This is a genomic window from Streptomyces sp. NBC_00654 (assembly GCF_026341775.1).
Taxonomy (GTDB): domain Bacteria; phylum Actinomycetota; class Actinomycetes; order Streptomycetales; family Streptomycetaceae; genus Streptomyces.
Genome location: NZ_JAPEOB010000001.1, coordinates 1,402,482 through 1,428,681, shown reverse-complemented (window position 1 = coordinate 1,428,681; position 26,200 = coordinate 1,402,482). Strand labels below are relative to the sequence as shown.

Genomic DNA, 26,200 nt, shown 5'->3' with positions numbered 1-26,200 from the left:
GGCCCTCTTCTCCCGTGACGTAACGATGGGAGCGCTCCAACTGTCGAACTGAGGCACCACCATGAGTCAGAATGACCTCCGTGCCTTTCCTGTTGCTGATCGAGGACGACGACGCCATCCGCACGGCCCTCGAACTCTCGCTGTCACGCCAGGGCCACCGTGTGGCCACCGCGGCGACGGGAGAGGACGGCCTGAACCTGCTGCGCGAGCAGCGGCCGGACCTGGTTGTGCTGGATGTGATGCTGCCCGGGATCGACGGTTTCGAGGTGTGCCGGCGGATCCGCCGTACCGACCAACTGCCGATCATTCTGCTGACCGCGCGCAGCGACGACATCGACGTCGTGGTGGGACTGGAGTCCGGCGCGGACGACTATGTGGTGAAACCCGTGCAGGGCCGGGTGCTGGACGCCCGGATCCGCGCGGTGCTGCGCCGCGGCGAGCGCGAGTCCATCGACTCGGCGACCTTCGGGAACGTGGTCATCGACCGTTCCGCGATGACGGTCACCAAGGGCGGTGAGGATCTTCAGCTGACACCGACGGAGCTGCGGCTCCTGCTGGAACTGAGCCGCCGGCCGGGCCAGGCGCTGTCCCGGCAGCAGTTGCTGCGGCTGGTGTGGGAGCACGACTATCTGGGTGACTCGCGGCTCGTGGACGCCTGTGTGCAGCGGCTGCGCGCGAAGGTGGAGGACGTCCCGTCCTCGCCGACGCTGATCCGTACGGTGCGGGGAGTGGGCTACCGGCTGGATTCGCCTCAGTGAGCGAATCCGCCACACGGTCGATTCGCGCGGGTCTTCGCTGGACCAGTCTGCGACTGCGTCTCGTCATCGTGTTCGCGCTGGTCGCGCTGACCGCCGCGGTGTCCGCCTCGGGAATCGCGTACTGGCTGAACCGCGAGGCGGTGCTCACCCGTACCCAGGACACGGCGCTCGGGGACTTCCGGCGGCAGATGCAGGGCACGGCGGCCACGCTGCCCCTGCGGCCCACCAAGGACGATCTGCAGAGCGCCGCCACGCGGATGGCGAGCAGCAGCCCGGGGTACAGCGTGCTGCTCGTGGACGAACGCGACAGCGGCAAGCCGATCGTCGGGTACTCGGACCTGGACACGTTCACCCGGGTCAATGTGCCGGACTCGCTCCAGAAGCAGGTGAGCCGGAAGCAGCCGCTGACGTCGAGCAACAAGTTTGAGTACCACCTGTTCTGGCAGCGTACGAGCATCGCGGGCAAGCCGTATCTGGTGGCCGGTACGAAGATCATCGGCGGTGGCCCCACGGGGTACATGCTGAAGTCGCTCGACCAGGAGCGGGCGGACCTGAACTCGCTGGCCTGGTCGCTGGGGATAGCCACGGGCCTGGCACTGGTCGGCTCGGCACTGCTCGCGCAGGCGGCGGCGACGACCGTGCTGCGGCCCGTCCAGCGGCTCGGCGACGCCGCGCGCAAGCTCGGCGAGGGCAAGCTCGACACCCGGCTCGTGGTCTCCGGCACGGACGAACTCGCCGATCTGTCGCGTACGTTCAACAGGACCGCGCACTCGCTGGAGAAGAAGGTCGCGGACATGACGGCGCGGGAGGAGTCGAGCCGCCGGTTCGTCGCCGACATGTCGCACGAGCTGCGGACCCCGCTGACCGCGATCACCGCGGTGGCCGAGGTGCTGGAGGACGAGGCCGACAGCCTCGACCCGATGATCGCGCCCGCCGTGCATCTGGTGGTGAGCGAGACCCGGCGGCTGAACGACCTGGTGGAGAACCTGATGGAGGTCACCCGCTTCGACGCGGGTACGGCCCGCCTCGTGCTGGACACGGTCGATGTGGCCGACCAGGTCACCGCCTGCATCGACGTCCGTGCCTGGCTGGACGCGGTGGACCTGGACGCGGAGCGCGGGATGATGGTGCGGCTCGATCCGCGCCGGCTCGACGTGATCCTGGCGAATCTGATCGGCAACGCGCTCAAGCACGGCGGTTCGCCGGTACGGGTGTCGGTACGGACCGAGGGCGAGGAACTGGTCATCGAGGTGCGCGACCACGGCCCCGGCATTCCCGAGGACGTCCTGCCGCATGTCTTCGACCGCTTCTACAAGGCGAGCGCCTCACGGCCGCGCTCCGAGGGCAGTGGCCTGGGACTGTCCATCGCCATGGAGAACGCCCATGTCCACGGCGGTGACATCACGGCCGCGAACTCTCCGGACGGCGACGGCGCCGTGTTCGTACTGAGGCTGCCGCGCGACGCGGAGAAGCTCACCGGGCCCGCCGGTCCGGCCGGGCCCGGAACACCGGGGCCGGACGGCCGCGACGAGGAGAGTGGGCCGACGTGACACGCGCCGACCGTGCGCCACGCGCACCCCGCACCGGCCGCCCGCGGCGGGCCGCTTCGGCACTGGCCGCCGCCCTGGCCTGCGCGGCGCTGGCGTCCGGCTGCGGGATCCGGAGCACCTCGGTGCCGGTGGACGCGGGGGCGGCACCGTCCCGGGTGCCGTGCCGGCTGTCCTCCGGGGACGCCTCCACGAAGGCGCTGGACGGCATCCGGGCCGATGTCTACCTGGTGTGTGCCTCGCAGCTGGTGACGGTCGACCGCACCGTACCGATCCCGGACACGGGCTCCGACCGGCTGCTGGTCGCACGGGTCCTGCTGGACGAGGTGCGGTCGCCGCCGGCCGCGGACGAGCGGCGGGCCGGCTTCACCACGGCGGTTCCCTCGGACCTGCGGGTCACCGGGGGGCGCGCGGGCGACCCCGCGGGCACGCTGCGGCTGAACGTCCAGCCCGAGGACCTGTCGGCGGAGGCGCTGGCGCAGCTGGTGTGCACATACGCGGAGAACGAGGTGCTCGTCACCGCGGGCACCGTTGTCCTCGGCGGCCCCGGGAACTACGCGCCGCGTGGCTATCTGTGCACCGCCGAGACGAAGGCACGGCCGAGGAACGTGCCGACGCTCGGCGCGGTCGAACTGCGCTGAGCGGACGGGCTCCCCGGGCCGTGCGGGACGTCACGGCGCCGCACGGGACGTCACGGGACCGGGCGCGGGACGTCACGGCGTCGCGCGGGGCGTCTCGGGACCGGGCGCGGGACGTCACGGCGTCGCGCGGGGCGGGTCACACGGGTCCACGGGACGTCACGTCTCGCGCGGGACGTCACAGGACCGCGTAGGGCGTCCTCGGCCGCGCGCCGGGGCACGGCGGGCACCGGGCGCGCCCCGCGACCTTCCTGCGACCGCGCGGAACCGATCCTGCCGGTCGTGACGTCTTGGTGGGCGTGCGTCAAGGTTCGGGCGGCCAGACCGTCATCCGCTTCCGTGCGACCGGGATCCTTTTCCTCTTCGCGCATCTGCTGCTTGTCGGGTGGCTGACCCTGCGCCCGCTGGACGTTCCCTGGATGACCGCCGCGAATTTCGAGCCACTCGCCGGTATCAAGGCGGATCTGGCGCTCGGCCCGGTCGAGGCGGCACGCCGCATCGGTGAGGGGCTGCTCCTGCTGGCGCCGCTGGGTGTGCTGCTGCCGATGGCCGGGGGACGGCTCTTCGTCTCCCCATGGGCCTCACTGCTGCGCACGGTGGCCGCCGGCGCCCTGATCTCGCTCGCCATCGAACTCGCGCAGACCGCGGTGCCCGGTCAGGTCGTGGACATCGACTCGCTGCTGCTGAACACGGTCGGAGTGGGGCTGGCCCATGTGCTCGTCGTCCCGGCCTGCCGGGCGCGGCTGCGCCGCCGCGAGCAGCCGGGGGTGCAAAACGCCCCCCGACTCAGGGACGAGGCCCCTGGGGGTTCGACCCCGACGATTACCAGGGTCGGCATCGCACCGTAGAGCGATGCTCCATCCCCTTTCGGCGAGCCACCATGGATACATCGGGAGCACACACGATGCTCCCTCCGCAACGGTTCGCGAAGGAGCCCACCATGGCCGCACTTGTCCGCCCCCGCGAAGGACGCATGATCGGTGGAGTGTGCGCGGCGCTGGCACGGCGCTTCGGCATGTCCGCCGGGACGATGCGTGTCATCTTCCTCGCCTCGTGCCTGCTCCCCGGCCCGCAGTTCCTGCTGTACCTGGCGCTCTGGGTGCTGCTGCCGGCGGAGAAGTCCGCCACCTCCGCGACGGCCTGGTGATCCGGGGACCACGGGGAGAACGCGCGGTGGGGCACGCACCCGGTCCGGGTGTGTGCCCCACTGGCATGTGCGGTGATGCTCCGCGGCGGTGCTGATCAGCCGCCGAGCGGGATCCCGTTCGCCGACAGGCCCTTGGTGGGCAGGCCGCCGAGCAGGCCGGTGACGGGCGCGACCGCGTCGGTGGCCTCGCCGCCGAGCACCTTGCCCGCGGTCTCCTGGACCGGGAGGGACTTGGCGACGGTGTCCAGCGCGCTGGTGGAGACGGGGAGCGCACCGGCCACGGCGTCGACCGGCAGGGCGGTGACGGCGGAGGCGCTGCCGGCTGCGGCAGCGGCGAAAGCGGCACCGAGAGCGGCGGCACCGAGGGTCCTGGCAGCAGTCTTCTTCATGGCGAATTCATCCTTGGGGGAAGGGAATGTGAGGGGCTCTGCAACGTAGCCAGCTCATTACCTCCACCGCAAACATGGCGACACGCGGAAAACGGCCGGGACACCAGACTCCCGGCCGTTTCCCTTTTAGTTCGCTCAGCCCGCGAAGGATGAAGAACCGCTGGTCGCAGCGGTCTGCCGGAACAGCCATTCGGACTTCAGTTCCGCGTATCCAGGCTTGACGACGTCGTTGATCATGGCCAGACGTTCATCGAAAGGAATGAACGCTGATTTCATCGCATTGACTGTGAACCACTGCATGTCATCGAGCGTGTATCCGAAAGTCTCGGTCAGCCGCTCGAATTCCTGGCTCATGCTCGTCCCGCTCATCAGCCGGTTGTCCGTGTTCACCGTGGCGCGGAAGTGCAGCTTCCGCAGCAGCCCGATGGGGTGCGTGGCGTAGGAGTCGGCGGCGCCGGTCTGGAGGTTGGAGGTCGGGCAGAGCTCCAGCGGGATGCGCTTGTCGCGTACGTAGGAGGCGAGGCGGCCGAGGGTCACGGTGCCGTCCTCGGCGACCTCGATGTCGTCGATGATGCGGACGCCGTGGCCGAGGCGGTCGGCGCCGCACCACTGGAGCGCCTGCCAGATCGACGGCAGGCCGAACGCCTCGCCCGCGTGGATGGTGAAGTGGTTGTTCTCGCGCTTGAGGTACTCGAACGCGTCGAGGTGCCGGGTGGGCGGGTAGCCCGCCTCGGCACCCGCGATGTCGAAGCCGGCGACGCCCAGATCGCGGTAGCGGTTGGCGAGTTCGGCGATCTCCAGGGCGCGGGCGGCGTGCCGCATCGCGGTGAGGAGCGCGCCGACGCGGATGCGGTGGCCGCCCGCGCGGGCCCGGCGCTCACCCTCGCGGAAGCCCTCGTTGACCGCTTCGACGACCTCTTCGAGGGTGAGGCCGCCGGTCAGGTGCTGCTCGGGGGCGTAGCGCACCTCGGCGTACACGACGCCGTCCTCGGCCAGGTCCTCCGCGCACTCCGCGGCCACCCGGAACAGCGCGTCGCGGGTCTGCATGACGGCGCAGGTGTGGGCGAAGGTCTCCAGGTAGCGCTCCAGCGAACCGGAGTCGGCCGCCTCGCGGAACCAGATGCCGAGCTTGTCGGGCTCGGTCTCGGGGAGGTCGTCGTAGCCCTGTTCGCGCGCCAGGTCCACGATCGTGCCGGGGCGCAGGCCACCGTCGAGATGGTCGTGGAGAAGCACCTTGGGGGCGCGGCGGATCTGGTCGGGGTCGGGGACATTCAGGGTCTGGCTCGTCATTTTGGCACTCTAGCGCCTACGCGCGTAGAGCGCTGGTCGCCGATGCGTAACAGTGACCGCGAAGTCGGGTGGAGTACACCTCTCCTTCTGACACTGTTCTGTCATGGCACAGCGCGCACTTCCCCTGCCTGCTGCGAGGCTGGGACGGGCCGTCAACACGGCCGGAGCACCACCTGAGGTCAGCGGCGTGGTTCTGCTGCTCCCGGACGGCGAGGCGGATTCGCGCCGCCGTCCTTCCCCCTTCTCGTACGCGGCACAGCTGCCGTTCGCCCGGACCCTGGCCCGTGCGGGCCGGGGCGACGGTCTCGCGGTGCATGTGCTGCGCTACCGCGCCCGCGGCTGGAACGGCGACGCGGCCCCGGCGGCGGACGCCCGGTGGGCGGCCGACGAGGTCGTACGGCGCTACGGGGACGTCCCCGTCTGTCTCGTCGGCCACGGCATGGGCGGCCGGGCCGCGCTCCGGGCGGGCGGGCACGACGCCGTCAACTCCGTACTGGCGATGGCCCCCTGGCTGCCGGAGCAGGCCACCGACGAGCTGGAGCCGGTGAAACAGCTGGTGGGGCGGCGGGTGCTGATCGTGCACGGCACGAACGACGCGCACACCGACCCGGAGCTGTCCTACCGGCTGGCCGAGCGGGCCAAGAAGTCCAACCGGGACATCTGCCGCTTCGAGGTCCACTCCGACGGGCACGCGCTGCGTCAGCACCGGTCCGAGGTGGAGGCGCTGGCCGCCGACTTCGTCCGGGGATCGCTGTTCGCCCGGTCCTACGCCCGGCCGGTGGCCGACGCGCTGGCGGCGCCGCCGCCGCTGGGGCTGCGGATGCCGCTGGCCGCGGGGTTCGGGAAGTCGCTGCGGGGGTGAGGCGGTGGGGGCGTCCCCGTGGGCGCGGGGCCCGCCCCGCGGGACCGTGAACGGCCCCCTAAGGCCCGTTCACGGGCGGCTCAGCCACGCCTCCAGTGCGTCGGGGGTATCGGGGATCCCGTGTGCGGAGGAAAGAAGCAGGCCAAGCTCTCCCGATGCCCAGATCGTGTCGCCGTCGAGCAGCGCCCGGAGCACGGCGTGCTGCCACGGCGTCAGTTCCGCGGCGGCCGGCCGGCCGGCGTCGAGGAGGGCGTACCCGGCGAGTGTCACGGCCGTGCCCCACGGCTTGGGTTCCTGTTCCTCGGTTCGCCGCAGGATCCGTGCGAGGCAGGCACGGGTGGTCTCCCGGCCCGCCTCGGGCAGACGGCGCAGTGTCTTCAGTACCGGCTCCGCCACGAAGCCGTCGCAGAAGCTCACCCGGGCGACCGTCCCGTACGCGTCGGGGTCGGCGCAGATCACGCCCAGCTCGTCGGTCAGGGCGCCGATCGCCGGGGCGGGGAGGCCGGGTGCGGAGATCCTCGCCAGGGCCACGGCCGCCGCCCAGCGGTCGGGGTCGTCGCCGTCCCGCAGTATCCGCTCCAGCCGGGCCGTGTCGGAGCGGTCGCCGGCGGCGCCGGCCAGCAGGCCCAGGACCACGAGGGCGGTGGCGCGGTGGGGGCGCGGCAACGGCCTGGCGCACAGCCGGCGCAGTGCGGGCAGGACATGCGGGGCGGCGCCAGGAAACCATGCCGTGAGCACGGCTGCCAGGGTCGCCGTCTCGGGGTCGTCGTGGTCCAGCAGCGGTGCGACGACGGTCGGGATGCCGGCTTCGACGGCTTCGTACACGGCGGTTTCGGCCGGCCGCCCGTCGAGCATCGTGCGGTCGTACCCGTCCGGGAGGTACTGACCCTCGTCCTCGCCGGTGACCAGCGCGGACAGGTATCCCAGGAACCCCTTGCGGTGGGGAGCCGTTTCGTCGGCGAGCAGATGCAGCAGGAAGGGGACGGCGTGGGCCGTCGCCTCGTAGACGCTTCCCTGGTGGTTCAGGTCGGACCACAGGCGGTCCCAGGCCCGGGTGCGGGCCTCCTCGCCGGGCCCGGCCAGGTCGCGGAGCTGGGAGGGGACCTCGGTCGCCGGACCGTAGCAGTGGGCGAGATCCGCCCAGGGCACCTGGTCGAGGTCGGTGAGGGGGCGCGTGGCCGGTCGCCCGGAAAGTCCGGGTGTCATCGGTTGCCTCCGAGGGCCTTGTCGATGCGCTGGGCCTGCCGCCACTGCTGGAACTCGGGGGAGGAGGCGATGTCGGTGAAGTCGTCGAAGGACGGGTCGCGGGTGAGGACCTGGTCGGCGACCCGGTAGGCGTCGTCGGTGCGGCCGAGGGCGAGCAGGACGCGGACCTGGGTGTCGCGGACGAAGTCGTACTCCGGGCCGGAGGAGACCGACAGTGACTGTTCCACGGCGGCCAGGGCACGTTCCGGTTCGCCGCTGTGCAGCAGTTGCCAGGCGAGGGCGTTGCCGGTGCGGCGCTTGACCTCTTCCTGGAAGGCGCCCTCGTCGGTGAAGTGCCAGATCATGTCGGGTACCAGGGCGAGCGCCTGTTCGGCGTACCGGATGAGTGCGGCGCTCAGGGCGGGGCGGTCGGCGTCCGACGCCTTGTCGACGAGGTGGCCGAGGGCGTCGACGAGGCCGTAGTGGGCGTAGAGCTGGTCGTAGTCGGAGTAGCGGTCGCCGGGGACGCAGAGGGCGAGGGCTTCCTCGAAGGCGGCCGCGGCCTCGTGGTGTTCCTGTGCGTGAAGCTTGGCGCCGCCGGTCCTGACCAGGGCATGCACGGACTGCCAGTTCGCGTCGTGGGAGACGCCGCGGGTGCCGGTGTCGCGCAGGTCGACGCGGACCTGCGGGAACGTGCTGCGCAGCCGCTCCCGGGTGGGCTGGTCGAGCTGGGCGTACCGCAGGCCGACGAACTCCAGGTGCCGCAGGGCGAAGAAGGACTCGGGGAGGGTGGTGAGTTCGTTGAACGACAGGTCGAGGTACCGGAGGTTCGGGGTGCGGGCGAACGCGTCGTCCGGAAGTGTGCGGAAGAACTCGCGGGCCTTGTTGCCCTCGAAGATCTTCCTGCCCCAGCGGTCGATCTCCAGGTGTTCCAGCGTGGTGATGTCCCAGATGCCGGAGAGCAGGTCGCGGCCCGGTGGACGCCCGTTCGACGGGGCGTGGCCGTTGAGGCGCAGCACGCGCAGGCGGGGCAGCCGGGCCAGCTCGGGCAGCCGGGTCATCCGGGCGGACAGACAGTCGTCGAGGTTGAGTTCCTCCAGTCCGGTGAGGCGGAGGAGGGTGTCGGGGACGGAGGCCAGCCAGGTGCCGGACAGGTCCAGGGAGCGCAGTCCGGACAGGCGGGTGACGACTTCGGGGAGTTCGAGCGGGGTGTCGGAGAGGTGGGCCCCCGGGCGGAAGCGGGACAGGTCCAGCTCGCGCAGGGAGCGAAGCCGGTCGAGCGAGTCGGGGAGCCGGCAGGTCAGATGCCCGGCGCGCAGGACCTCCAGGCGTCCGAGGCCACCGAGTGACTCGGGGAGTTCCATGAAGCGGTTGCCGGATATGTCCAGCACCCGGAGGTTCTGGAGGGCTCCGATGGATTCGGGCAGCCCGGTCAGCCCCGTTTCCGACACGTCGAGTTCTTCCAGGGCGGTGAGTTCGCCGACGCGTGTGCCGATGGCGCCGAGATCGGCGTTGTCCGCGAGGGACAGGACGCGCAGCCGGGGGAACGCGAGCAGTTGTTCCGGGAAGCCGCGGAGCATTCGTCCGGAGAGGTCGAGTTCGGTGACCTCATCGGCCCGGTCCAGCAGGAGGTCCAGATCCTCCAGCGCGATGACGTGGCTCGGGCGCACCCCGGCGCGCAGCACCTGCCGCCCCTCGCCCATGGCCTCCTCGATCTTCCGCGCGTCGGCCTCGCCGTCCTTGTCCAGCAGCTCGGGCAGCAGGACGCCGCTCAGTTCGTCGTCGCCGAAGTCGACCGGGCAGTTGCTGCGGTAGCGGTCGGCGATGAGCAGGGCCTGCGGCTGCTCGGCGAAGACCAGGTTGAAGTAGAGCATGCTGATGAGGAGTTGGGAGCGGGTGCTGCCGCACACCGTGAGGATGCCGCCGTCGTCGCCGTACGAGCAGCAGATGCCGCCCGTCACCTCCAGGTTCCCGCGCACCAGGATGCTCGGGCAGCCGGACAGGAGCACGTTCCGGGCCCGCAGGCTGCCCGTCACGGCGAGGAAGTTGCCGCTGTTGTCGTCCCACCACTTCAGATCGCCGTCGACGGTGAGGTCACCGTCCACGATGGTGTTGTACGGCACCCAGTCGTCGTCCCCCTCCGGCCCCAGGTGCCCCGCGACATGCAGACCGCCCTCGTACAGGCGGATCTCCTGCTCGTCGGCGAAGTCGGCGTACGGGTACCAGACATCGTCGGAGATCCGGAAGCGTTCCTCCGCCTCCTCGACGGTGATGACGCGGTACCCCGGGGGTGAGTGAACCATTGTGAGGTCGTCGCTCGACGGAGCGGCCGCGCACCGGGATTCCTGATCGGTCATCCTTGCTTGCTCCTTTGCTGCCCTGCTCGGTTTGGCGCGGTGCGCCGGTTCGACGAGACCGTGTCGCGTGCATGCGGAGGCGACGGTGTCGTGCGACTTCCGGACCGCCGCAAGGCAGGAGGGCCCGGTCACGCGGGTGACTCTAGGGGGAGGCACTGACAGCGGGAGGGCAGCTCCCGGTACGGGGGCCGACGGCGGCTCAGTCCGGGAGCAGGTGGCCCCGGCGGGAGAGCAGGAAGCGCTTGAAGGCGGCGACCGGCGGGGTGTCCGGGTGACCGTCCAGCCACGCGACGCCGATCTCCCGGGCGGCGCGCGGCGCCGTGACCGTCAGCTCGACGACGCCGGGCCGGGCCACCGCGGGCGGCGGCAGCAGGGCCACCCCGAGTCCGGCCGCGACCAGCCCGCGCAGCGTCTCCGCCTCCTCGCCCTCGAAGGCGACGCGCGGGGTGAAGCCCGCCTCCGTACAGAGGTCGTCGGTGATCCGCCGCAGGCCGTAACCGGGTTCCAGGGTGACGAAGGCTTCGTCGGCGGCCTCCGCGAGGCGGACACGGCGGCGCCCGGCGAGACGGTGGTCGTCGGGGACCACCAGGCGCAGCCGCTGCTCGTCGAGGCGGCGGGCGACCAGGTCCGGGGCGTCGGGGACGGGTGAGGTGAGACAGAGGTCCAGGCCGCCCGCGCGCAGGCGCTCGATCATCGCCTCGCCGTAGTTCTGGACGAGCTGGAAACGGACCCCGGGGTGGTCGACCCGGAAGGCGCGGATCAGGGCGGGCACGGTCTCGGAGCCCATGGTGTGCAGAAAGCCGAAGGAGACCCGGCCCGCGGTCGGGTCGGCGTCCGCCCGTACGGAGTCGGCGGCCTTCTCCACCTCGGCCAGCGCCCGTTCCGCCGAGCCGAGGAAGGTGCGGCCCGCCGGAGTGAGCGAGACGGTGCGGCCGTTGCGGGCGAACAGGGCGACACCGAGATCCTGTTCCAGCCGGACCATGGCCCGCGACAGGGTCGACTGCGGGACCCCCAGCTCGTGCGCGGCGCGGGTGACGTGCTCGTGCCGGGCCACCGCCTCGAAGTACGCGAGCCTCGGCGCGAGGACGGCGCGGATGTCTTCTTCGTAACTACTCGGTGACAGCCGAGGCCGTGAGCTGCGTTCATGCACCATGGGAACGATTATGACGAGTTCGTGCATTGGACGCATGAAACGCGGCGTCCTACTTTCGACGTATGCCTCCTGCCAGTACCGGGGCATCCACCCTCGCCGTGGATGCCGCAGCCCCGTCGTCGCCCGCCTCCGTCCCGCCCGCCTCCGCCGCCTCCTCCGCGGCCGTCGAGGCCCCGTCGAGGCTCGAACCCGGACGTCCCGGCTACCGCCGGATGAGCTTCGCGCTCTTCGCCGCCGGGGTCGCGACCTTCGCCCTCCTCTACTCCACCCAGGCCCTGCTGCCCGCCGTCTCCGCCTCCTTCGGCGCCACGGCGGGGCAGGCGAGCTGGACGGTCTCCGCGGCGACCGGGGCGCTGGCGCTGTGCGTGCTGCCGCTGAGCGCGCTCTCCGAGCGGTTCGGGCGGCGGCAGATGATGACCGCCTCGCTGACGGTCGCCGTACTGGTGGGGCTGCTCGTACCGTTCGCCCCCTCGCTCGGCTGGCTGATCGCGCTGCGCGCCGTGCAGGGCGCCGCGCTCGCCGGGCTGCCGGCCTCCGCGATGGCGTACCTGGCCGAGGAGGTACGGCCCAAGGCGCTGGTCGCCGCGATCGGACTGTTCGTGGCGGGCAACAGCATCGGCGGCATGAGCGGGCGCATCCTCACCGGCTGGGTGGCCCAGCTGTGGGGCTGGCGGGCCGCGCTGGGCGCCGTCGGGCTGCTCGCCGCACTCTGCGCGGTGGTCTTCCACTTCATGATCCCCAAGGCCCGGAACTTCACGCCGGGTTCGCTCAACCCGAAGGCACTGGCCAGGACCGTCGGCGGCCACCTCGCCGACCCGCTGCTGCGCCGGCTGTACGCGATCGGCGCCCTGTTCATGACCGTGTTCGGCGCGGTCTACACGGTGATCGGCTACCGGCTGGTCGAGGCCCCCTTCAGCCTGCCGCAGGGCGTCGTCGGCTCGATCTTCCTGGTCTACCTGGTCGGTACGGTCTCCTCCGCCGCGGCCGGGCAGCTCGTCGCCCGGCTCGGCCGCCGGGGAGCCCTCTACCTGGCCGTCTCCACCACGGCCGCCGGACTGCTGCTCTCGCTGGCCGACCAACTGCTCGCCGTCCTGCTGGGCCTGGTGCTGATCACGGCCGGGTTCTTCGCCGGGCACGCGGTCGCCTCGTCCTCCGTGAGCCGTACGGCGACCACCGGCCGCGCCCAGGCGTCGGCGCTCTACCAGTCCGCGTACTACCTGGGCTCCAGCGCGGGCGGCACGCTCGGCGCGGTCGCCTTCCACGCCGGGGGCTGGGCGGGGACGGTGGCACTGGGACTGCTCGCGGTCCTCGGCGTCGTATCGATCACGCTGTACGGGACCCGGGCCGCGCGGGCCGAACGGCGCGCGCTGGTCCCGGCGGCCCGCTGAACGGCTCCCGGGCCCGGGCGACCCGTTGAACCGGGGCACGGCGGAAGCGGCCGGATCCGAACCGCAACGCAACCGAGACGTCACCGCGAGCAACCGTCCGCTCCCCTTCACGCGTCTAGCAGGCGAGACCAACGCACTGCTCGTGAAGGGGAGTTGGCGTACATGGGAGTGACGGAGAAGATACGTACCGTACGACTGCGGCGCGGGGTCGCGCTGTCCGTCGCCGGTCTGGTGGCGGCACCCGCGCTGGTACTGGGCACCGGCACCGCGGCCCAGGCGGCGTCCTGCACGAAGTCCACCGGGCCGTACCAGAAGAAGGTGGAGAAGTTCCTCGGGCGGACCGTGGACGGCAAACAGTCGACGGCCGACTGCAAGGCGACCCAGAAGTTCCAGAAGGCCCACGGGATCACGCCCACCATCGGATACGCGGGGCCGCTCACCTGGCGCACGATGAACACGATGCTCGCCCAGAAGGCCGCCGGGAAGAACCCGAACAAGGCCAGGAAGTGCCCCACCGACATGGGCCGCGTCGCGTGCGTGGACCTGACCCGGCAGCTGAGCTGGATCCAGGACGGCAAGAAGCTGAAGTTCGGTCCCGTGCCGGTGCGGACGGGACGCGACGGCGCGGAGACGCGTACCGGCGCGAGCAAGGTCTACTGGCGCGACATCAAGCACTGGTCGACGATCTACAAGGTCTGGATGCCGTACTCCCAGTTCTTCGACGGCGGCCAGGCGTTCCACTCCGTCACCAAGTCCATGTACAACCCTCCGGGTTCGGGCGGCTGCGTCAACATGCGGCCCGCGGACGCGAAGGCGTACTGGAAGATGCTGAAGAAGGGCGACGACGTCTTCGTGTACGGGCGCAAGCCCGGTACGTGAGGGCTTTGACGCTTCCCGCCCCCGTTGTCAGTGGTCTGCGGTAGCTTCCGGAGTGCTGAGCGATAGGTGTCACAGCGCAACTGGGGTGGAGCGATGAGCGATCTGACGACGACGGCCGCGGCGAGTGTCGACAGCCGTCTGGAAGGACACCGGGTCGAGCTGACCGGCTACTGCTACCGGATGCTCGGCTCGGCCTTCGAGGCCGAGGACGCGGTCCAGGACACGCTGGTGCGCGCCTGGCGCAACTTCGACAAGTTCGAAGGCCGTTCCTCGTTGCGCTCCTGGCTGTACCGGATCGCGACGAACGTCTGTCTGGACATGCTGAACGCGGGCAACAAGCGGGCCAGGCCGGTGGATCTGACCGGCCCGACCCCGCTGGCGCAGGCGGCGCTCAACCCGCTGCCGGAGAACACCTGGCTGGAGCCGATGCCCGACGGCCGGATCCTGCCCTCGGTGGCCGACCCGGCGGAGGCCGCCGTGGCCAAGGAGTCGGTGCGCCTGGCGTTCGTCGCCGCGCTCCAGCACCTGCCGCCCAAGCAGCGGGCCGTGCTGATCCTGCGCGAGGTCCTCGCCTGGAAGGCGAGCGAGGTCGCCGAGCTGCTCGACACCTCCGTCGCCTCGGTCAACAGCGCCCTCCAGCGGGCGCGGGCCACGCTCACGGACAACCGCGCCCCGGACACCGCGAATCCGCTCGACGCGGAACAGCAGAAGCTCCTGGAGAGGTACGTATCGGCCTTCGAGGGCTACGACATGACGGCGCTGACCGCGCTGCTCCACGAGGACGCGGTGATGACGATGCCGCCGTTCGACCTGTGGCTGAAGGGACACGACGACATCACGGGCTTCATGCTCTCCTACGGCGCGAGCTGCGCGGGCTCCCGTCTGGTGGCGACCGAGGCCAACGGAACACCGGCGTTCGCCCACTACAAGCCGAATCCCGAGGGATCCGGCTTCGTGCCGTGGGCGTTGCAGATCATCGACATCACGGACGGGGCGATCTCCGGGATGCACTGCTTCCTGGACACGCCGCGCTGGTTCCCGCTGTTCGGACTGCCCGACCACCTCGCGGCCGACGCCGCGTGAGCAGGCGCCCCGGCCTCGGCCGGGGCGCCGTTCCCACGGCCGGCGCCGCTCACGGGACCCGTTCCCCGGGGGTCTCCGGTGGCACGGGGGCCTCCAGCGCCACCACATCCGCCAGCCCCACCAGGTCCAGCAGCGACCGGAGTTCGGGCGGCACCCGGCAGAGGCGCAGTCGCCTGCCGCCCTCCCGGCGCGCGACCAGCGCCAGCCGGGCCACCGCCTCGACCAGGGCCAGGTCCGGTCCGACGACATCGCCCACGTCGCAGTCCACCACCCCGGCCGGTTCGAGGGAGGCGGCTCGTGGGCTCCGCAGCAGCGCCTCCAGCTCTGCGCAGAGCCCCGGCACGGCGGACCGGGTGACGCGGCCCGCGACGACGAGGACGTTCGGGTTCATGGCATCCACACCAGGCAGACCCCTTCGGCCGCCGAAACTCATCTGCACCCGGTGAAAGTCCCGCCCGAGCCCGTCGGCCCGCGAGGGCCCGTACCCCGTGAGCGTCCCTGCCCGCGCGCTCCCCGTGAGCGTCCCTGCCCGTCGCGCTCCCCGTGAGCGCCCACTCCCCCGCGCGCTCTCCCGGCCCGACCGTCCGTCCCCGCGCACGTGTCCGGCCAGTCACCCGCGTGTTTCCGTCAACTCCGGACCCGACGCCGCTTTCGCGAACCTGTTGGCCGCTTTTTGCCTCTTGGTGGATGAACCAGCGGGCACCGGAAGTTCACCGGCTCCCGCGGACCGACGGTTCCCAGGAACCGCCTCATTCTCCAGGGGGAGAGTTGCGCAGACACGTGAAGAGCGCGTGTGTTTCGACCATCGCCGCGGCGGCAGCCGTGGCACTCGCGGCGGGGATGGCCACACCCGCGGCGGCACAGCCGGACCGGGCCCACCGGACCGGCGCCGGCACGGGCACCACGGCCGGGGCGGCGCACCATCTGACGCTCATCACCGGCGACCGGGTCGCGGTCGACGCCAAGGGCCGCGTCGTGGGCTTCGAGCCCGCGAAGGGCCGCGCCGGGATACCGGTGCAGAAGCGGATACGCGACGGGCACACGCTCGTCATACCGGCCGACGCCCACCGGCTGATCACCTCCGGCAAGCTGGACCGGCGGCTCTTCGACATCACGGAGCTGAACCGCCCGGAGAACCGCCGTGCCCAGAAGCAGGGCCTGCGGCTGATCGTCGGCTACCGGGGCGCGCAGGCAGCCGCCGCGAAGGCCGAGGTGCGGGACGCCGGTGCCACCCGGGTCGGCCGGAGCCTGACCTCGCTGAACGCCGAGTCGCTGCTCACACCGAAGCGCGACGCCAAGGACATCTGGCAGGCACTCACCAGCAAGCAGTCCCACAGCCCCCAGCGCACCACGGCGGCGGGCATCGACCGGGTCTGGCTGGACGGGGTGCGCCGGGCGAGCCTGGACAGGAGTGTCGGCCAGATCGGCGCACCGGCCGCCTGGAAGGCCGGCTACACCGGCAAGGGCGTGAAGATCGCGGTCCTGGACACGGGTGTGGACGCCACGCACCCCGACCTCAAGGACCAGATCCTCGCGTCGAAGAACTTCACGGCCTCGCCCGACACCAAGGACCGCGTCGGGCACGGCACGCATGTCTCCTCGATCGCGGCCGGTACGGGCGCCAGGTCGGCCGGCAAGTTCAAGGGGGTCGCCCCGGACGCCAAGCTGCTTGAGGGCAAGGTCCTCGACGACGACGGTTTCGGCGACGACTCCGGCATCCTGGCCGGCATGGAGTGGGCGGTCGCGCAGGGCGCCGACATCGTCAACCTGAGCCTCGGTGGCAGCGACACCCCCGAGATCGACCCGCTCGAAGCGGCGGTCGACAAGCTGTCCGCCGACAAGGGTGTCCTGTTCGCCATCGCGGCGGGCAACGAGGGCGACGGGGCCGGCACGGTGGGTTCGCCGGGCAGCGCGGACGCCGCGCTGACCGTCGGTGCCGTCGACGACAAGGACGTACTGGCGGACTTCTCCAGCCGCGGTCCGCGCATCGGTGACGGCGCCATCAAGCCCGATGTGACCGCCCCCGGGGTGGACATCACGGCCGCCGCCGCCCCCGGTTCGGCCATCGACCAGGAGGTCGGCCAGAACCCGCCCGGGTATCTGAGCATTTCCGGTACGTCGATGGCGACCCCGCATGTCGCGGGCGCCGCGGCACTCCTCAAGCAGCAGCACCCCGACTGGAAGTACAGCGAGCTGAAGGGTGCGCTGACGGCCTCCACCAAGCCGGGCGCGTACAACCCGTTCCAGCAGGGTTCGGGGCGGATCGCGGTCGACAAGGCGCTCGGCCAGACCATCGTGGCCGACCCGGTCTCGGTGAGCTTCGGCGTGCAGCAGTGGCCGCACACCGATGACACCCCGGCCACGAAGAAGGTGACGTACCGCAACCTCGGTACGAGCGATGTCACCCTCGATCTGACGGTGACGGGCACCGGCCCCCAGGGCAAGCCCGCCCCGGCCGGCTTCTTCACCCTCGGCGCCGACAAGGTCACCGTCCCGGCGGGCGGCAGCGCCGATGTGGCGCTGAGCACCGACACCCGGCTCGGCGGCACGGCGGACGGCACGTACTCCGCGTATGTCGTGGGCACCGGCGGCGGGCAGACCGTCCGCACCGCGGCCGCCGTCGAGCGCGAGGCCGAGTCGTACGACGTGACGCTGAAGGCCCTCGGCCGCGACGGAAAGGCGCCCGCCTTCGCGGAGGCCGGTCTGGACGCGCTCGGCGGCGCGCTGTCGCTCGCTCCGCTGTTCAGCGACGGCGTGGTCAAGGTGCGGGTGCCCAAGGGCACCTACACGCTGAACGCCAACCTCTATGTGAGCGAGGACCCCGCGGCGGGCGTCGACTGGATCTCCCAGCCGAAGCTGACCGTCGGCAAGGACACCACGGTCACACTGGACGCCCGCGCGGCGAAGCCGGTCTCCTTCACACTGCCGGAGAAGGGCACCAAGTCCCGCGGCCTCCTGACCGAGTACACGGTCTCCACCAAGAACAGCGAGGCGAGCTACGGCTGGATCCTGGAGGACACGAAGGGCTTCGGCACCGCCCACCTCGGCCCGAAGATCACCGACGGCTCGCTCTCCCAGAGCTGGACGGGCAGCTGGAGCAAGGGCGCGTCGAGCGAGTACAACCTCGCGCTCGGCGGACCGGTGCAGCAGGTCGCGACGGGCTACAGCCGTAAGTTCACGGCCGGACAGTTCGCCACGCTGAAGGTGTCCATGGGGGCCGGTGCGGTCACCCGCAAGACGGGCCAGATCTTCGCCTGGGCCACGCTGCCCGGCAGCGATCAGCTCTTCGGCACGGCGACCGAGCAGAAGCTGCCCGGTACGCGCACGGTCAAGGTCTCCACCCTCGACAAGGCCCGCTGGAGCTTCGACTTCGCGCAGGCCGGCGGGCACAGCCCGGAGGGCTTCCCGCTGACCGAGGCGTACTACGCGATCGGCGACGAGGCCGCGTACAAGGGCGGCAAGAGCTACACGAGGACCGTCAACACCGGGGTCTTCGGGCCGCTGGTGTCCAAGGAGTCCGGCATCTTCCGCAGCGGCAACGAGATCACCGCCGCTCTGCCCGTCCTGGCCGACGGCAAGGGCAACTACGGTTCCCCGGACCTCACCTCGGTGAAGACGGTGCTCCACCGCAACGGCAAGAAGATCGCCCAGAACGAGGACCCGCTGACGGGCACCGAGTTCTTCAAGGTCCCCTCGGCCGCCGCCGACTACAAGCTGACGACCTCGGTCCGGCACAGCGCGAAGATCAGCGCGCTGTCCACCCGGGTCGACGCGAGCTGGTCCTTCCGCTCCAAGAAGACCGCGGACGCCCAGCTTCCCGCGTCCACGGTCCGCTTCACCCCCGCCCTGGGCACGGACGGCCGGGCGAAGGCGGGCAGGACCGTCTCGGTGCCGGTGAAGGTGCAGGGCGCGGCGGCGGGCAAGAACCTCAAGTCGCTCACGGTGTACGTGAGTTACAACGACGGCAAGACCTGGAAGAAGGTCACCGTCAAGAAGAACAAGATCTCCGTGAAGAACCCGGCGAAGGGGAAGGCCATCTCCTTCAAGGCCAACGTCACGGACAAGAAGGGCAACAAGTCGTCGGTGACGATCCACAGCGCGTACCTGGGCAAGTGACCGGGAACGGCAGACGCTGAGGCCCGGCGAGGGCCGACGCTCCGTACGACAGCGGCCCGCCGCACGGATCTTCGAGATCCGTGCGGCGGGCCGCGCGCGTTGTCCCCCGGTCTGCCGGGTCCCCGCTCTCCCGGTCTGCCGGTCTGCCGGTCTGCCGGTCCCCGGGTTACGCGATGCGCTCGCGCACCACGGGCAGCGGGGCGAAGTCCGTACCGGCCGGGGCGATGTCGTACGCCCCGGGCAGGGCCTTCAGCGCGTACTCGAACTTCTCCGGGGTGTCCGTGTGCAGGGTGAGCAGCGGCTGCCCCTCGGTGACGGCGTCCCCGGGCCGGGCGTGCAGCTCGACGCCCGCGCCCGCCTGCACCGGGTCCTCCTTGCGGGCGCGGCCCGCGCCCAGGCGCCAGGCGGCGACACCGATGTCGTACGCGTCCAGGCGGGTCAGTACGCCGGTGGCGGGAGCGGTCACCACGTGCTGCTCACGGGCGACGGGGAGCGCGGCGTCCGGGTCGCCGCCCTGGGCGGAGATCATGCGGCGCCACACGTCCATCGCGGAGCCGTCGGCCAGGGCCTTCTCCGGGTCGGCGTCCTTGAGCCCGGCCGCGTCCAGCATCTCGCGGGCGAGCGCCAGGGTGAGGTCGACGACGTCCCTGGGGCCGCCGCCGGCCAGCACCTCCACCGACTCCCGTACCTCCAGGGCGTTGCCCGCGGTGAGTCCGAGCGGGGTGGCCATGTCGGTGAGCAGGGCGACCGTCCGTACACCGCTGTCGGTGCCGAGCGCGACCATGGTGGAGGCCAGTTCGCGGGCGTCCTCGATGGTCTTCATGAAGGCGCCGGAGCCGACCTTGACGTCCAGCACGAGGGCGCCGGTGCCTTCGGCGATCTTCTTGGACATGATCGAGCTGGCGATCAGCGGGATGGCCTCGACGGTGCCGGTGACATCGCGCAGCGCGTACAGCTTCTTGTCGGCCGGGGCGAGCCCGTCACCGGCGGCGCAGATGACCGCGCCGGTGGTGTCCAGGACGTGGCGCATCTCCTCGTTGGAGAGATGGGCGCGCCAGCCGGGGATGGACTCCAGCTTGTCGAGGGTGCCGCCGGTGTGGCCGAGGCCGCGCCCGCTGAGCTGCGGCACGGCGGCGCCGCAGGCGGCGACCAGCGGGGCGAGCGGCAGCGTGATCTTGTCGCCGACGCCGCCGGTGGAGTGCTTGTCGGTGGTGGGCCGGGAGAGTTCGGAGAAGCTCATCCGCTCGCCGGAGGCGATCATCGCGGCGGTCCAGCGGGCGATCTCGGCGCGGTTCATGCCGTTCAGCAGGATCGCCATGGCCAGCGCGGACATCTGCTCGTCGGCGACCTGGCCGTGGGTGTACGCGTCGATGACCCAGTCGATCTGCTCGGGGGTCAGTTCGCCGCGGTCCCGCTTGGTGCGGATGACGGAGATGGCGTCCATGTTCTGGAGTCCTTCCGGCCGTGTCGTTCGTACGTGAGGGTCGTCGCGTACATGAGGGTTTGCGTACGTGAGGGTCTGCGTACGTGAGGGTCTGCGTACGGGGTGTGCGTACAGGGGGGGGTGGTGGCCGGGCACCCGGTGCGCGGGTGCCCGGCCGGGAACGGTCCTTCGGGCCCTCAGCCGAGGTGCTGCGGGCCGAACGCCTGCGGCAGCATCTCGTCCAGCGTACGGAGTCCGTCCGGGGTCTCCAGGACGAGCTCCGGCCCCCCGAACTCGTACAGCAGCTGCCTGCACCTGCCGCACGGCACCAGGATCGCCCCGGTGCCGTCCACGCACGTGAAGTGGGTCAGCCGGCCGCCGCCGGTGGCGTGCAGCTGGGAGACGAGGCCGCACTCGGCGCACAGCGAGAGGCCGTACGAGGCGTTCTCGACGTTGCAGCCGACGATCAGACGTCCGTCGTCCACCAGGGCCGCGACGCCGACCGGGTAGCCCGAGTAGGGGACGTACGCCCGGGACATCGCGTCCCGGGCGGCGGCCCTCAGCCGGCCCCAGTCGGCCTCTGCCGCGGCGGGAGCCGTCACTTGCCTTCGCCCTTGCGGTACGTCACACCGTCGGCCTTCGGCATCCGCAGCCGTTGCGCGGAGAGCGAGAGGACCAGCAGCGTGGTGACATACGGGGCGGCGTCGACGAACTGGCTGGGTACCTGGTCGGTCAGCGCGTACCAGGTGAACAGCAGCGCGGAGATGGCTGCCGAGATCACTGCCGCGATGTACTTCCTGCGGTACAGCTGCCAGAACACCACGATCACCAGCAGGATCGCCAGCAACAACAGCATCGCGTGCACGTTCTCGGCGCCGCCGCGCAGCTTGAGGCTGTCGGTGAACCCGAAGAGACCGGCACCCAGCGCCATCCCGCCCGGCATCCAGTTGCCGAAGATCATGGCAGCAAGACCGATGTAGCCGCGCCCGCCGGTCTGGTTCTCCTGGTAGATGCCGGTCGCAACGATCGCCAGAAAGGCACCGGCGAGTCCGGCCAGGCCGCCGGAGACGGTGACGGCGATGTACTTGTACTTGTAGACATTGACGCCGAGCGTCTCGGCGGCCACCGGGCTCTCGCCGCAGGAACGCAGCCGCAGACCGAATGACGTGCGCCACAGGATCCACCAGGTGCCGGGGACCAGCAGCAGGGCAACGACCGTCAGCAGGGACAGGCCGGTGACGAGTCCACCGATGATGCCCGCGATGTCGGAAATCAGGAACCAGTGTTGTTGCTGCAGATCCTGCATCCAGTCGGACAGCCCCGGAATAGTGATCTTGTCGATCGGATCGATGCGGGGCGACTGCTTGGACGAACCTCCCTCAACGCCGTCGAAGGCGAAGTTGGAGAGATAGCGGGTGAGGCCGACGGCGAGGATGTTGATGGCCACACCGGAGACGATGTGGTTCACGCCGAAGGTGACGGTGATGACCGCGTGCAGCAGCCCGCCGAGCGCACCTCCGAGGATCCCGAACAGCACTCCCACCCACGGGCCCCACTGGAATCCTGCCCAGGCGCCGAACCAGGTACCCAGCACCATCATGCCTTCGAGGCCGATGTTGACGACGCCGGCGCGTTCGGCCCACAGACCGCCGAGCCCGGCCAGGCCGATCGGAACGGCCAGTTCCAGCGCGCCCGCGACCTGCCCCACGGAGGTCACGTCGTTGGCGCCACTGATCAGACGGACCAGTGAGACCAGTGCGAGCGCGCCCGCGATGATCAGGAGGACGACGGGCAGGGTGAGCTTGCGGCGCCCAGCACCCTTCTTGGGGACGGCGGTCGCGGCGGAGACTTTGCTGGTGCTCACAGTGCCGCCTCCTTCTCGGTCTTGAGTGCGTGCCCGGCGGCGAGTTCCTCGCCGACCTTCTGCTGCTGGCGGCTGATGCCGTAACGGCGGACCAGTTCGTAGCTGACGACGACCGAGATCACGATCAGGCCCTGCATGATCGTGGCGATCTCCTTCTCGTACCCGTACTGGTCGAGCGAGGCCGACGACTTGTCCAGGAAGGCGATCAGCAGGGCGCTGAAGGCGATGCCGAGCGGGTTGTTCCGGCCCAGCAGCGCGATGGTGATGCCGGTGAAACCGATGCCGGTCGGGAAGTCGAGGCTGTAGGTGTGCGTGTCACCGAGCAGGGTCGGCATACCGGCGAGACCGGCAACCGCTCCAGAGATCAGCATCGAGGTCAGGATCATCTTCTTGGCGTCCACGCCGGAAGCCTGGGCGGCGCTCTCGCTGGCTCCCGTGGCCCGCAGGTCGAAACCGAATCGGGTGCGGTTGAGGACGAACCAATAGACGAGACCGCAGCCCGCGGCGACGAAGGTGAACCCGTAGATCTCGCCCGCTTCGGCCCCCATGGACAGACCCGGGAACCAGCCGGACTCCGGGAGCTCGCCGGTGGTCAGGTTGTTGGAGCCGGGCGGCTGCTCACCGAAGTTCTTCGGCAGGATGAGCCAGGCGACCAGCGCGGTGGCGATGGAGTTGAGCATGATCGTCGAGACGACCTCGCTGACTCCGCGGGTGGTTTTCAGGAAGCCCGCGATGCCTGCCCAGAAGGCTCCGACCAGCATCGCGACGATGACGATCAGCGCGATCTGGAGGGGCCCCGGCAGGGTGACGCTGGCCCCGACGAGCGCGGCCATCATCGCGGCGAGGCGGTACTGCCCATCGACACCGATATTGAACAGATTCATCCGGAAGCCGACGGCGACGGCGAGAGCGGCAAGGTAGTACGTACCGGCCTGGTTGATGATCAGGACCTGCACGTCGACATACGAAGCCGACTCGAACATCAGCCGGTACGGCTCGAAGGGGTTACGCCCGGAAGCCAGCAGCACCACCGTGGTGAGCGCGATGGCGACGATCAGGGCGAGGACCGGGCCCGCGAACCCCAGGATCAGCCGGTCCTTGTCGATTTTCTTCATCGGGCCTCGTCCTCCGGGCTTTCGAGGTGACCGGTGGCGGCGCCGGTCATGGCCGAGCCCAGTTCCTCCGGAGTGATGGTGGCCGGGTCGGCATCGGCGACCAGCCGGCCGCGGTACATGACGCGCAGGGTGTCGGAGAGCCCGATCAGCTCGTCCAGATCCGCCGAGATCAGCAGGACGGCCAGCCCTTCGCGGCGCGCTTCACGGATCTGGTCCCAGATCTGCGCCTGGGCACCGACATCCACACCCCGGGTGGGGTGCGCCGCGATCAGCAGCTTGGGGTTGTGGCTCATCTCGCGGCCGACGATCAGCTTCTGCTGGTTGCCGCCGGAGAGCGAGGCCGCGGTCACCTCGATGCCAGGGGTACGGACGTCGTACTCGCGCACGATCCGCTCGGTGTCGGCACGTGCCGCGCCCGGGTCCAGCAACCAGCCCCGGCTGTTGGGCTTCTCGGTGACATGGCCGAGGATCCGGTTCTCCCAGAGCGGGGCGTCCAGAAGGACACCGTGCCGGTGCCGGTCCTCCGGAATGTATCCGATGCCGCTCTCACGCCGCTTGCGCGTGGGGGCGTGCGAAACGTCATCGGTGTCGAGAGTGATCACCCCGGCGTCCGGATCCCGCATCCCGATCAGGGTCTCGATCAGCTCGGTCTGGCCGTTGCCCTCGACCCCGGCGATCCCGAGGACCTCACCCTTGTGGATGGTGAAGCCGACCCCGGCGAGGACGTCGCGGACGGCTCCGTCGGGGTCGGTCACACTGAGCGCGAGACCCTCGACACGGAGCATCGGAACGTCCGTGACCGTCGACTCGCGAGTTTCCGGCGAGGGCAGTTCGCTGCCCACCATCAGTTCGGCGAGCTGCTTCGTGGTGGTGTTCGCCGGGTCGGCGGTACCCACCGTCGTACCGCGGCGGATCACGGTGATGTCGTCGGCAACCGACAGGACCTCGCCGAGCTTGTGCGAGATGAAGATGACCGTGAGGCCCTCGGCCTTGAGCTCACGGAGGTTGTCGAAGAGCGCGTCGACCTCCTGCGGCACGAGCACGGCAGTCGGCTCGTCCAGGATGAGGATGCGGGCACCTCGGTAGAGGACCTTGAGGATCTCCACGCGCTGACGGTCGGCGACGCCGAGGTCTTCCACGAGTGCGTCGGGCCGGATCCCCAGACCGTACGCGTCCGAGATCTCCTTGATCTTCTTGCGGGCCGCGGACCCGATGCCGTGCAGCTTCTCGCCGCCGAGGACGACGTTCTCCAGGACGGTGAAGTTGTCGGCGAGCATGAAGTGCTGGTGCACCATGCCGATGCCGCGTGCGATGGCATCGCCCGGGTTACTGAAGGAGACCAGGTCGCCGTCGACCGCGATGGTTCCCTCATCCGGCTTCTGCATGCCGTAGAGGATCTTCATCAGGGTGGACTTACCGGCCCCGTTCTCGCCGACGAGGGCGTGGACCGTGCCCTTGCCGATGGTGATGTCGATGTTGTGGTTGGCGACGACGCCGGGGAATCGCTTGGTGATGCCGTGCAGTTCTACGGCGGGGGGGCTGCTGGACGCGTTGATGACGCACTCTCCTTGGCCGGACAGGAGCGGGAGCGGAGTGGCTGAGGGGCGGGGTGAAGTTATCGCGCCGGAGGGCTGTCTACACGCGTAGCGCTGCCGAATCGTAAAACACAGGTGCACAGCACGGCCCGGATGTCAGTATCCGGGCCGGTACGGAGGAGCACTGCGAGAGGCGGATCTTCTTCGAGGTATTGCGAGTGGTACTCCGCAGGCCCGGAGCGGCGGTGTCGCGCACTCCGGGCCCACAGGAAACCAGCCGGACGGCAGAAGCCGTTACGGGGTGGTCTTGACGGTGATCTTGCCGTCGATGATGCTCTTCTTCGCCTCGTCCACAGCAGCGATGACCTCGGTCATCTTGGTGAAGGCCGGGTTGGACATCGAGAGGCCGACGCCATCCTTGTCGAGGCCGTAGCGGACCTCGCCGGTCTCCGGCTTGCCGTCCTTGACCGACTTGATCAGGTTGAAGACCGAGTCCTCGACGTCCTTGGTGACCGAGGTCAGAATGCTCGCCTTGTAGGCGGCGAGGCCCTTCTGCTGGTACTGGTCGGAGTCGACGCCGATGTTCCACTTGCCGGCCTTGGAGACAGCCTCGATCGCACCGGAACCGGCCAGACCGGCCGCCGAGTAGATCACGTCGGCCTTCTTGTCGAGCTGGCCCTGGGCGGCGGCCTTGCCGAGGTCGGGCTTGGAGAAGCCGTCGAAGTTCGGCGGCTGGGTCAGGTACTGCGACTGGACCTTGACCGAGGGGTCGGTGTCCTTGACACCCTGCTCGTAGCCGGCCTGGAACTTCTTGATCAGCGGAGTCTCGACACCACCGATGAAGCCGACCGTCTTCGTCTTGGTGACCTTGGCGGCGGCGACACCAGCGAGGTAGGAGCCCTGCTCCTCGTTGAAGACGATGTTGGCGATGTTGTCGCCGGTCACCGAGGCGTCGTCGATGATCCCGAAGGTGATCTTCGGGAACTTCGGCGCGACCTTCTTGATGGCGGGCGCGTAGGCGAAACCGACGCCGATCACCGGATTGTTGCCGGCACGGGCCAGCTCCGTGAGGCGCTGCACCTTGTCGGCATCCGACTCACCGTCGGAGGGCTCCGCCTCGGTGCCCTTGACGCCGAGTTCCTTCTCGGCCTTGGCAAGACCGGCGTAGGCAGCATCGTTGAACGACTGGTCGCCGCGGCCACCGATGTCGTACGCGATGGCCGTCTTGGCTTCCTTGGAGTCGGACCCGGCGTCCGACGATGATTTTCCGCCACACGCGGTGGCGCTGAGCGCAAGCGCTGCGGACGCAACGCCCACGGTGGCAATCCTGGTGATCCGGCGCAAGGGAAGGCTCCTTCAAACCTGACCGAAGCGCCTCTTCCGGCGCTGGTTTCGCGGCGATCGTAACGCGCGTAGATGTCAGATAAGGACCCGTACGGAAGCCGTTATCGGATCGTCGCGAACAGAAGTG

22 protein-coding genes are annotated in these 26,200 nt (G+C 70.2%); 10 read left to right on the top strand and 12 right to left on the bottom strand.

Annotation, left to right across the window (positions count from 1 at the left end; all coding sequences use genetic code 11):
- Positions 1 to 80: 80 nt before the first annotated feature.
- From afsQ1 to OHA98_RS06245, 5 genes are all read left to right on the top strand, one after another.
- The gene (gene afsQ1 / locus OHA98_RS06265; protein WP_266927752.1) at positions 81 to 758 is read left to right on the top strand and encodes a two-component system response regulator AfsQ1; all 678 of its coding nucleotides are present in this window, start codon (positions 81 to 83) and stop codon (positions 756 to 758) included.
- Positions 755 to 2,308 carry a HAMP domain-containing sensor histidine kinase gene (locus OHA98_RS06260; RefSeq protein ID WP_266923168.1) on the top strand — a complete coding sequence of 518 codons (1,554 nt, stop codon included), beginning with the start codon at positions 755 to 757 and terminating at the stop codon, positions 2,306 to 2,308. The genes afsQ1 and OHA98_RS06260 overlap by 4 nt, the downstream gene beginning before the upstream one ends.
- Entirely contained in the window at positions 2,305 to 2,946 is a 642-nt protein-coding gene (locus OHA98_RS06255; protein WP_266923166.1) for a hypothetical protein, read from the top strand. Before OHA98_RS06260 ends, OHA98_RS06255 begins: the two co-directional genes overlap by 4 nt.
- Positions 2,947 to 3,242: 296 nt before the next feature.
- The gene (locus OHA98_RS06250; RefSeq protein WP_266923165.1) at positions 3,243 to 3,791 is read left to right on the top strand and encodes a VanZ family protein; all 549 of its coding nucleotides are present in this window, start codon (positions 3,243 to 3,245) and stop codon (positions 3,789 to 3,791) included.
- A 92-nt stretch (positions 3,792 to 3,883) separates the two neighbouring features.
- Complete coding sequence (locus OHA98_RS06245; protein WP_266923163.1) at positions 3,884 to 4,090, top strand: PspC domain-containing protein; 207 nt, start codon at positions 3,884 to 3,886, stop codon at positions 4,088 to 4,090.
- 95 nt (positions 4,091 to 4,185) lie between these two features.
- Here OHA98_RS06245 and OHA98_RS06240 read toward each other — a convergent pair whose 3' ends face one another.
- A complete protein-coding gene (locus tag OHA98_RS06240) occupies positions 4,186 to 4,479 on the bottom strand; it encodes a hypothetical protein (protein ID WP_266923161.1) in 294 nt (97 codons plus the stop codon).
- Between the two features lie 135 nt (positions 4,480 to 4,614).
- The gene (locus tag OHA98_RS06235; RefSeq protein WP_266923159.1) at positions 4,615 to 5,769 is read right to left on the bottom strand and encodes an adenosine deaminase; all 1,155 of its coding nucleotides are present in this window, start codon (positions 5,767 to 5,769) and stop codon (positions 4,615 to 4,617) included.
- 103 nt (positions 5,770 to 5,872) lie between these two features.
- On the opposite strand from OHA98_RS06235, the gene OHA98_RS06230 reads away from it, so the two are divergent.
- Complete coding sequence (locus tag OHA98_RS06230; protein WP_266923157.1) at positions 5,873 to 6,631, top strand: dienelactone hydrolase family protein; 759 nt, start codon at positions 5,873 to 5,875, stop codon at positions 6,629 to 6,631.
- Positions 6,632 to 6,700: 69 nt separating this feature from the next.
- Here OHA98_RS06230 and OHA98_RS06225 read toward each other — a convergent pair whose 3' ends face one another.
- The 3 genes from OHA98_RS06225 to OHA98_RS06215 all read right to left on the bottom strand — a co-directional run bounded on the left by OHA98_RS06225 (position 6,701) and on the right by OHA98_RS06215 (position 11,326).
- Positions 6,701 to 7,837, bottom strand: a complete 1,137-nt coding sequence (locus OHA98_RS06225) for a hypothetical protein (RefSeq protein ID WP_266923156.1) — start codon at positions 7,835 to 7,837, stop codon at positions 6,701 to 6,703.
- Positions 7,834 to 10,173: a hypothetical protein gene (locus OHA98_RS06220; RefSeq protein WP_266923154.1), complete on the bottom strand. Its 2,340-nt coding sequence runs from the start codon at positions 10,171 to 10,173 to the stop codon at positions 7,834 to 7,836. Before OHA98_RS06220 ends, OHA98_RS06225 begins: the two co-directional genes overlap by 4 nt.
- A 199-nt stretch (positions 10,174 to 10,372) precedes the next feature.
- A complete protein-coding gene (locus OHA98_RS06215; RefSeq protein WP_266923152.1) occupies positions 10,373 to 11,326 on the bottom strand; it encodes a LysR family transcriptional regulator in 954 nt (317 codons plus the stop codon).
- Between the two features lie 62 nt (positions 11,327 to 11,388).
- Here OHA98_RS06215 and OHA98_RS06210 point away from each other — a divergent pair, with 62 nt between their 5' ends.
- The 3 genes from OHA98_RS06210 (at position 11,389) to OHA98_RS06200 (ending at position 14,676) form a co-directional block, all read left to right on the top strand.
- A complete protein-coding gene (locus OHA98_RS06210; protein ID WP_266923151.1) occupies positions 11,389 to 12,714 on the top strand; it encodes an MFS transporter in 1,326 nt (441 codons plus the stop codon).
- A gap of 162 nt (positions 12,715 to 12,876) precedes the next feature.
- Complete coding sequence (locus OHA98_RS06205) at positions 12,877 to 13,593, top strand: L,D-transpeptidase (RefSeq protein WP_266923149.1); 717 nt, start codon at positions 12,877 to 12,879, stop codon at positions 13,591 to 13,593.
- 93 nt (positions 13,594 to 13,686) lie between these two features.
- Positions 13,687 to 14,676 carry a sigma-70 family RNA polymerase sigma factor gene (locus OHA98_RS06200; protein WP_266923147.1) on the top strand — a complete coding sequence of 330 codons (990 nt, stop codon included), beginning with the start codon at positions 13,687 to 13,689 and terminating at the stop codon, positions 14,674 to 14,676.
- Positions 14,677 to 14,725: 49 nt separating this feature from the next.
- Here OHA98_RS06200 and OHA98_RS06195 read toward each other — a convergent pair whose 3' ends face one another.
- A complete protein-coding gene (locus OHA98_RS06195) occupies positions 14,726 to 15,109 on the bottom strand; it encodes an STAS domain-containing protein (RefSeq protein ID WP_266927750.1) in 384 nt (127 codons plus the stop codon).
- 347 nt (positions 15,110 to 15,456) lie between these two features.
- Between OHA98_RS06195 and OHA98_RS06190 the strand changes: the two genes are divergently transcribed.
- Positions 15,457 to 18,792 (top strand): S8 family serine peptidase, encoded by a 3,336-nt coding sequence (locus OHA98_RS06190; RefSeq protein WP_266923145.1) that lies wholly within the window; start codon positions 15,457 to 15,459, stop codon positions 18,790 to 18,792.
- 166 nt (positions 18,793 to 18,958) lie between these two features.
- On the opposite strand, the gene OHA98_RS06185 is transcribed toward OHA98_RS06190, so the two are convergent.
- The 6 genes from OHA98_RS06185 to OHA98_RS06160 form a co-directional block, all read right to left on the bottom strand.
- The gene (locus tag OHA98_RS06185; protein ID WP_266923143.1) at positions 18,959 to 20,236 is read right to left on the bottom strand and encodes a thymidine phosphorylase; all 1,278 of its coding nucleotides are present in this window, start codon (positions 20,234 to 20,236) and stop codon (positions 18,959 to 18,961) included.
- 176 nt (positions 20,237 to 20,412) lie between these two features.
- Positions 20,413 to 20,817, bottom strand: a complete 405-nt coding sequence (locus OHA98_RS06180) for a cytidine deaminase (RefSeq protein WP_266923141.1) — start codon at positions 20,815 to 20,817, stop codon at positions 20,413 to 20,415.
- Positions 20,814 to 22,079 (bottom strand): ABC transporter permease, encoded by a 1,266-nt coding sequence (locus OHA98_RS06175; protein WP_266923140.1) that lies wholly within the window; start codon positions 22,077 to 22,079, stop codon positions 20,814 to 20,816. Before OHA98_RS06175 ends, OHA98_RS06180 begins: the two co-directional genes overlap by 4 nt.
- Positions 22,076 to 23,194 carry an ABC transporter permease gene (locus tag OHA98_RS06170; RefSeq protein ID WP_266923138.1) on the bottom strand — a complete coding sequence of 373 codons (1,119 nt, stop codon included), beginning with the start codon at positions 23,192 to 23,194 and terminating at the stop codon, positions 22,076 to 22,078. The genes OHA98_RS06175 and OHA98_RS06170 overlap by 4 nt, the downstream gene beginning before the upstream one ends.
- On the bottom strand, positions 23,191 to 24,774 hold the full coding sequence (locus tag OHA98_RS06165; protein ID WP_266927748.1) for an ABC transporter ATP-binding protein: 1,584 nt from the start codon (positions 24,772 to 24,774) through the stop codon (positions 23,191 to 23,193). The genes OHA98_RS06170 and OHA98_RS06165 overlap by 4 nt, the downstream gene beginning before the upstream one ends.
- Before the next feature lie 249 nt (positions 24,775 to 25,023).
- Positions 25,024 to 26,073, bottom strand: coding sequence for a BMP family protein (locus OHA98_RS06160; protein ID WP_266923136.1), 1,050 nt, complete (start codon positions 26,071 to 26,073; stop codon positions 25,024 to 25,026).
- Between the last annotated feature and the right edge of the window lie 127 nt (positions 26,074 to 26,200).

Excerpts from the sequence above, each read along its gene's own strand:
- OHA98_RS06235 (WP_266923159.1), bottom strand. The coding sequence starts at position 5,769 with ATGACGAGCCAGACCCTGAATGTCCCCGACCCCGACCAGATCCGCCGC.
- OHA98_RS06205 (WP_266923149.1), top strand. The coding sequence starts at position 12,877 with ATGGGAGTGACGGAGAAGATACGTACCGTACGACTGCGGCGCGGGGTC.
- OHA98_RS06215 (WP_266923152.1), bottom strand. The coding sequence starts at position 11,326 with ATGGTGCATGAACGCAGCTCACGGCCTCGGCTGTCACCGAGTAGTTAC.
- OHA98_RS06185 (WP_266923143.1), bottom strand. The coding sequence starts at position 20,236 with ATGGACGCCATCTCCGTCATCCGCACCAAGCGGGACCGCGGCGAACTG.
- OHA98_RS06230 (WP_266923157.1), top strand. The coding sequence starts at position 5,873 with ATGGCACAGCGCGCACTTCCCCTGCCTGCTGCGAGGCTGGGACGGGCC.
- OHA98_RS06240 (WP_266923161.1), bottom strand. The coding sequence starts at position 4,479 with ATGAAGAAGACTGCTGCCAGGACCCTCGGTGCCGCCGCTCTCGGTGCC.
- OHA98_RS06220 (WP_266923154.1), bottom strand. The coding sequence starts at position 10,173 with ATGACCGATCAGGAATCCCGGTGCGCGGCCGCTCCGTCGAGCGACGAC.
- OHA98_RS06170 (WP_266923138.1), bottom strand. The coding sequence starts at position 23,194 with ATGAAGAAAATCGACAAGGACCGGCTGATCCTGGGGTTCGCGGGCCCG.
- OHA98_RS06195 (WP_266927750.1), bottom strand. The coding sequence starts at position 15,109 with ATGAGTTTCGGCGGCCGAAGGGGTCTGCCTGGTGTGGATGCCATGAAC.
- OHA98_RS06245 (WP_266923163.1), top strand. The coding sequence starts at position 3,884 with ATGGCCGCACTTGTCCGCCCCCGCGAAGGACGCATGATCGGTGGAGTG.
- OHA98_RS06200 (WP_266923147.1), top strand. The coding sequence starts at position 13,687 with ATGAGCGATCTGACGACGACGGCCGCGGCGAGTGTCGACAGCCGTCTG.
- OHA98_RS06210 (WP_266923151.1), top strand. The coding sequence starts at position 11,389 with ATGCCTCCTGCCAGTACCGGGGCATCCACCCTCGCCGTGGATGCCGCA.
- OHA98_RS06225 (WP_266923156.1), bottom strand. The coding sequence starts at position 7,837 with ATGACACCCGGACTTTCCGGGCGACCGGCCACGCGCCCCCTCACCGAC.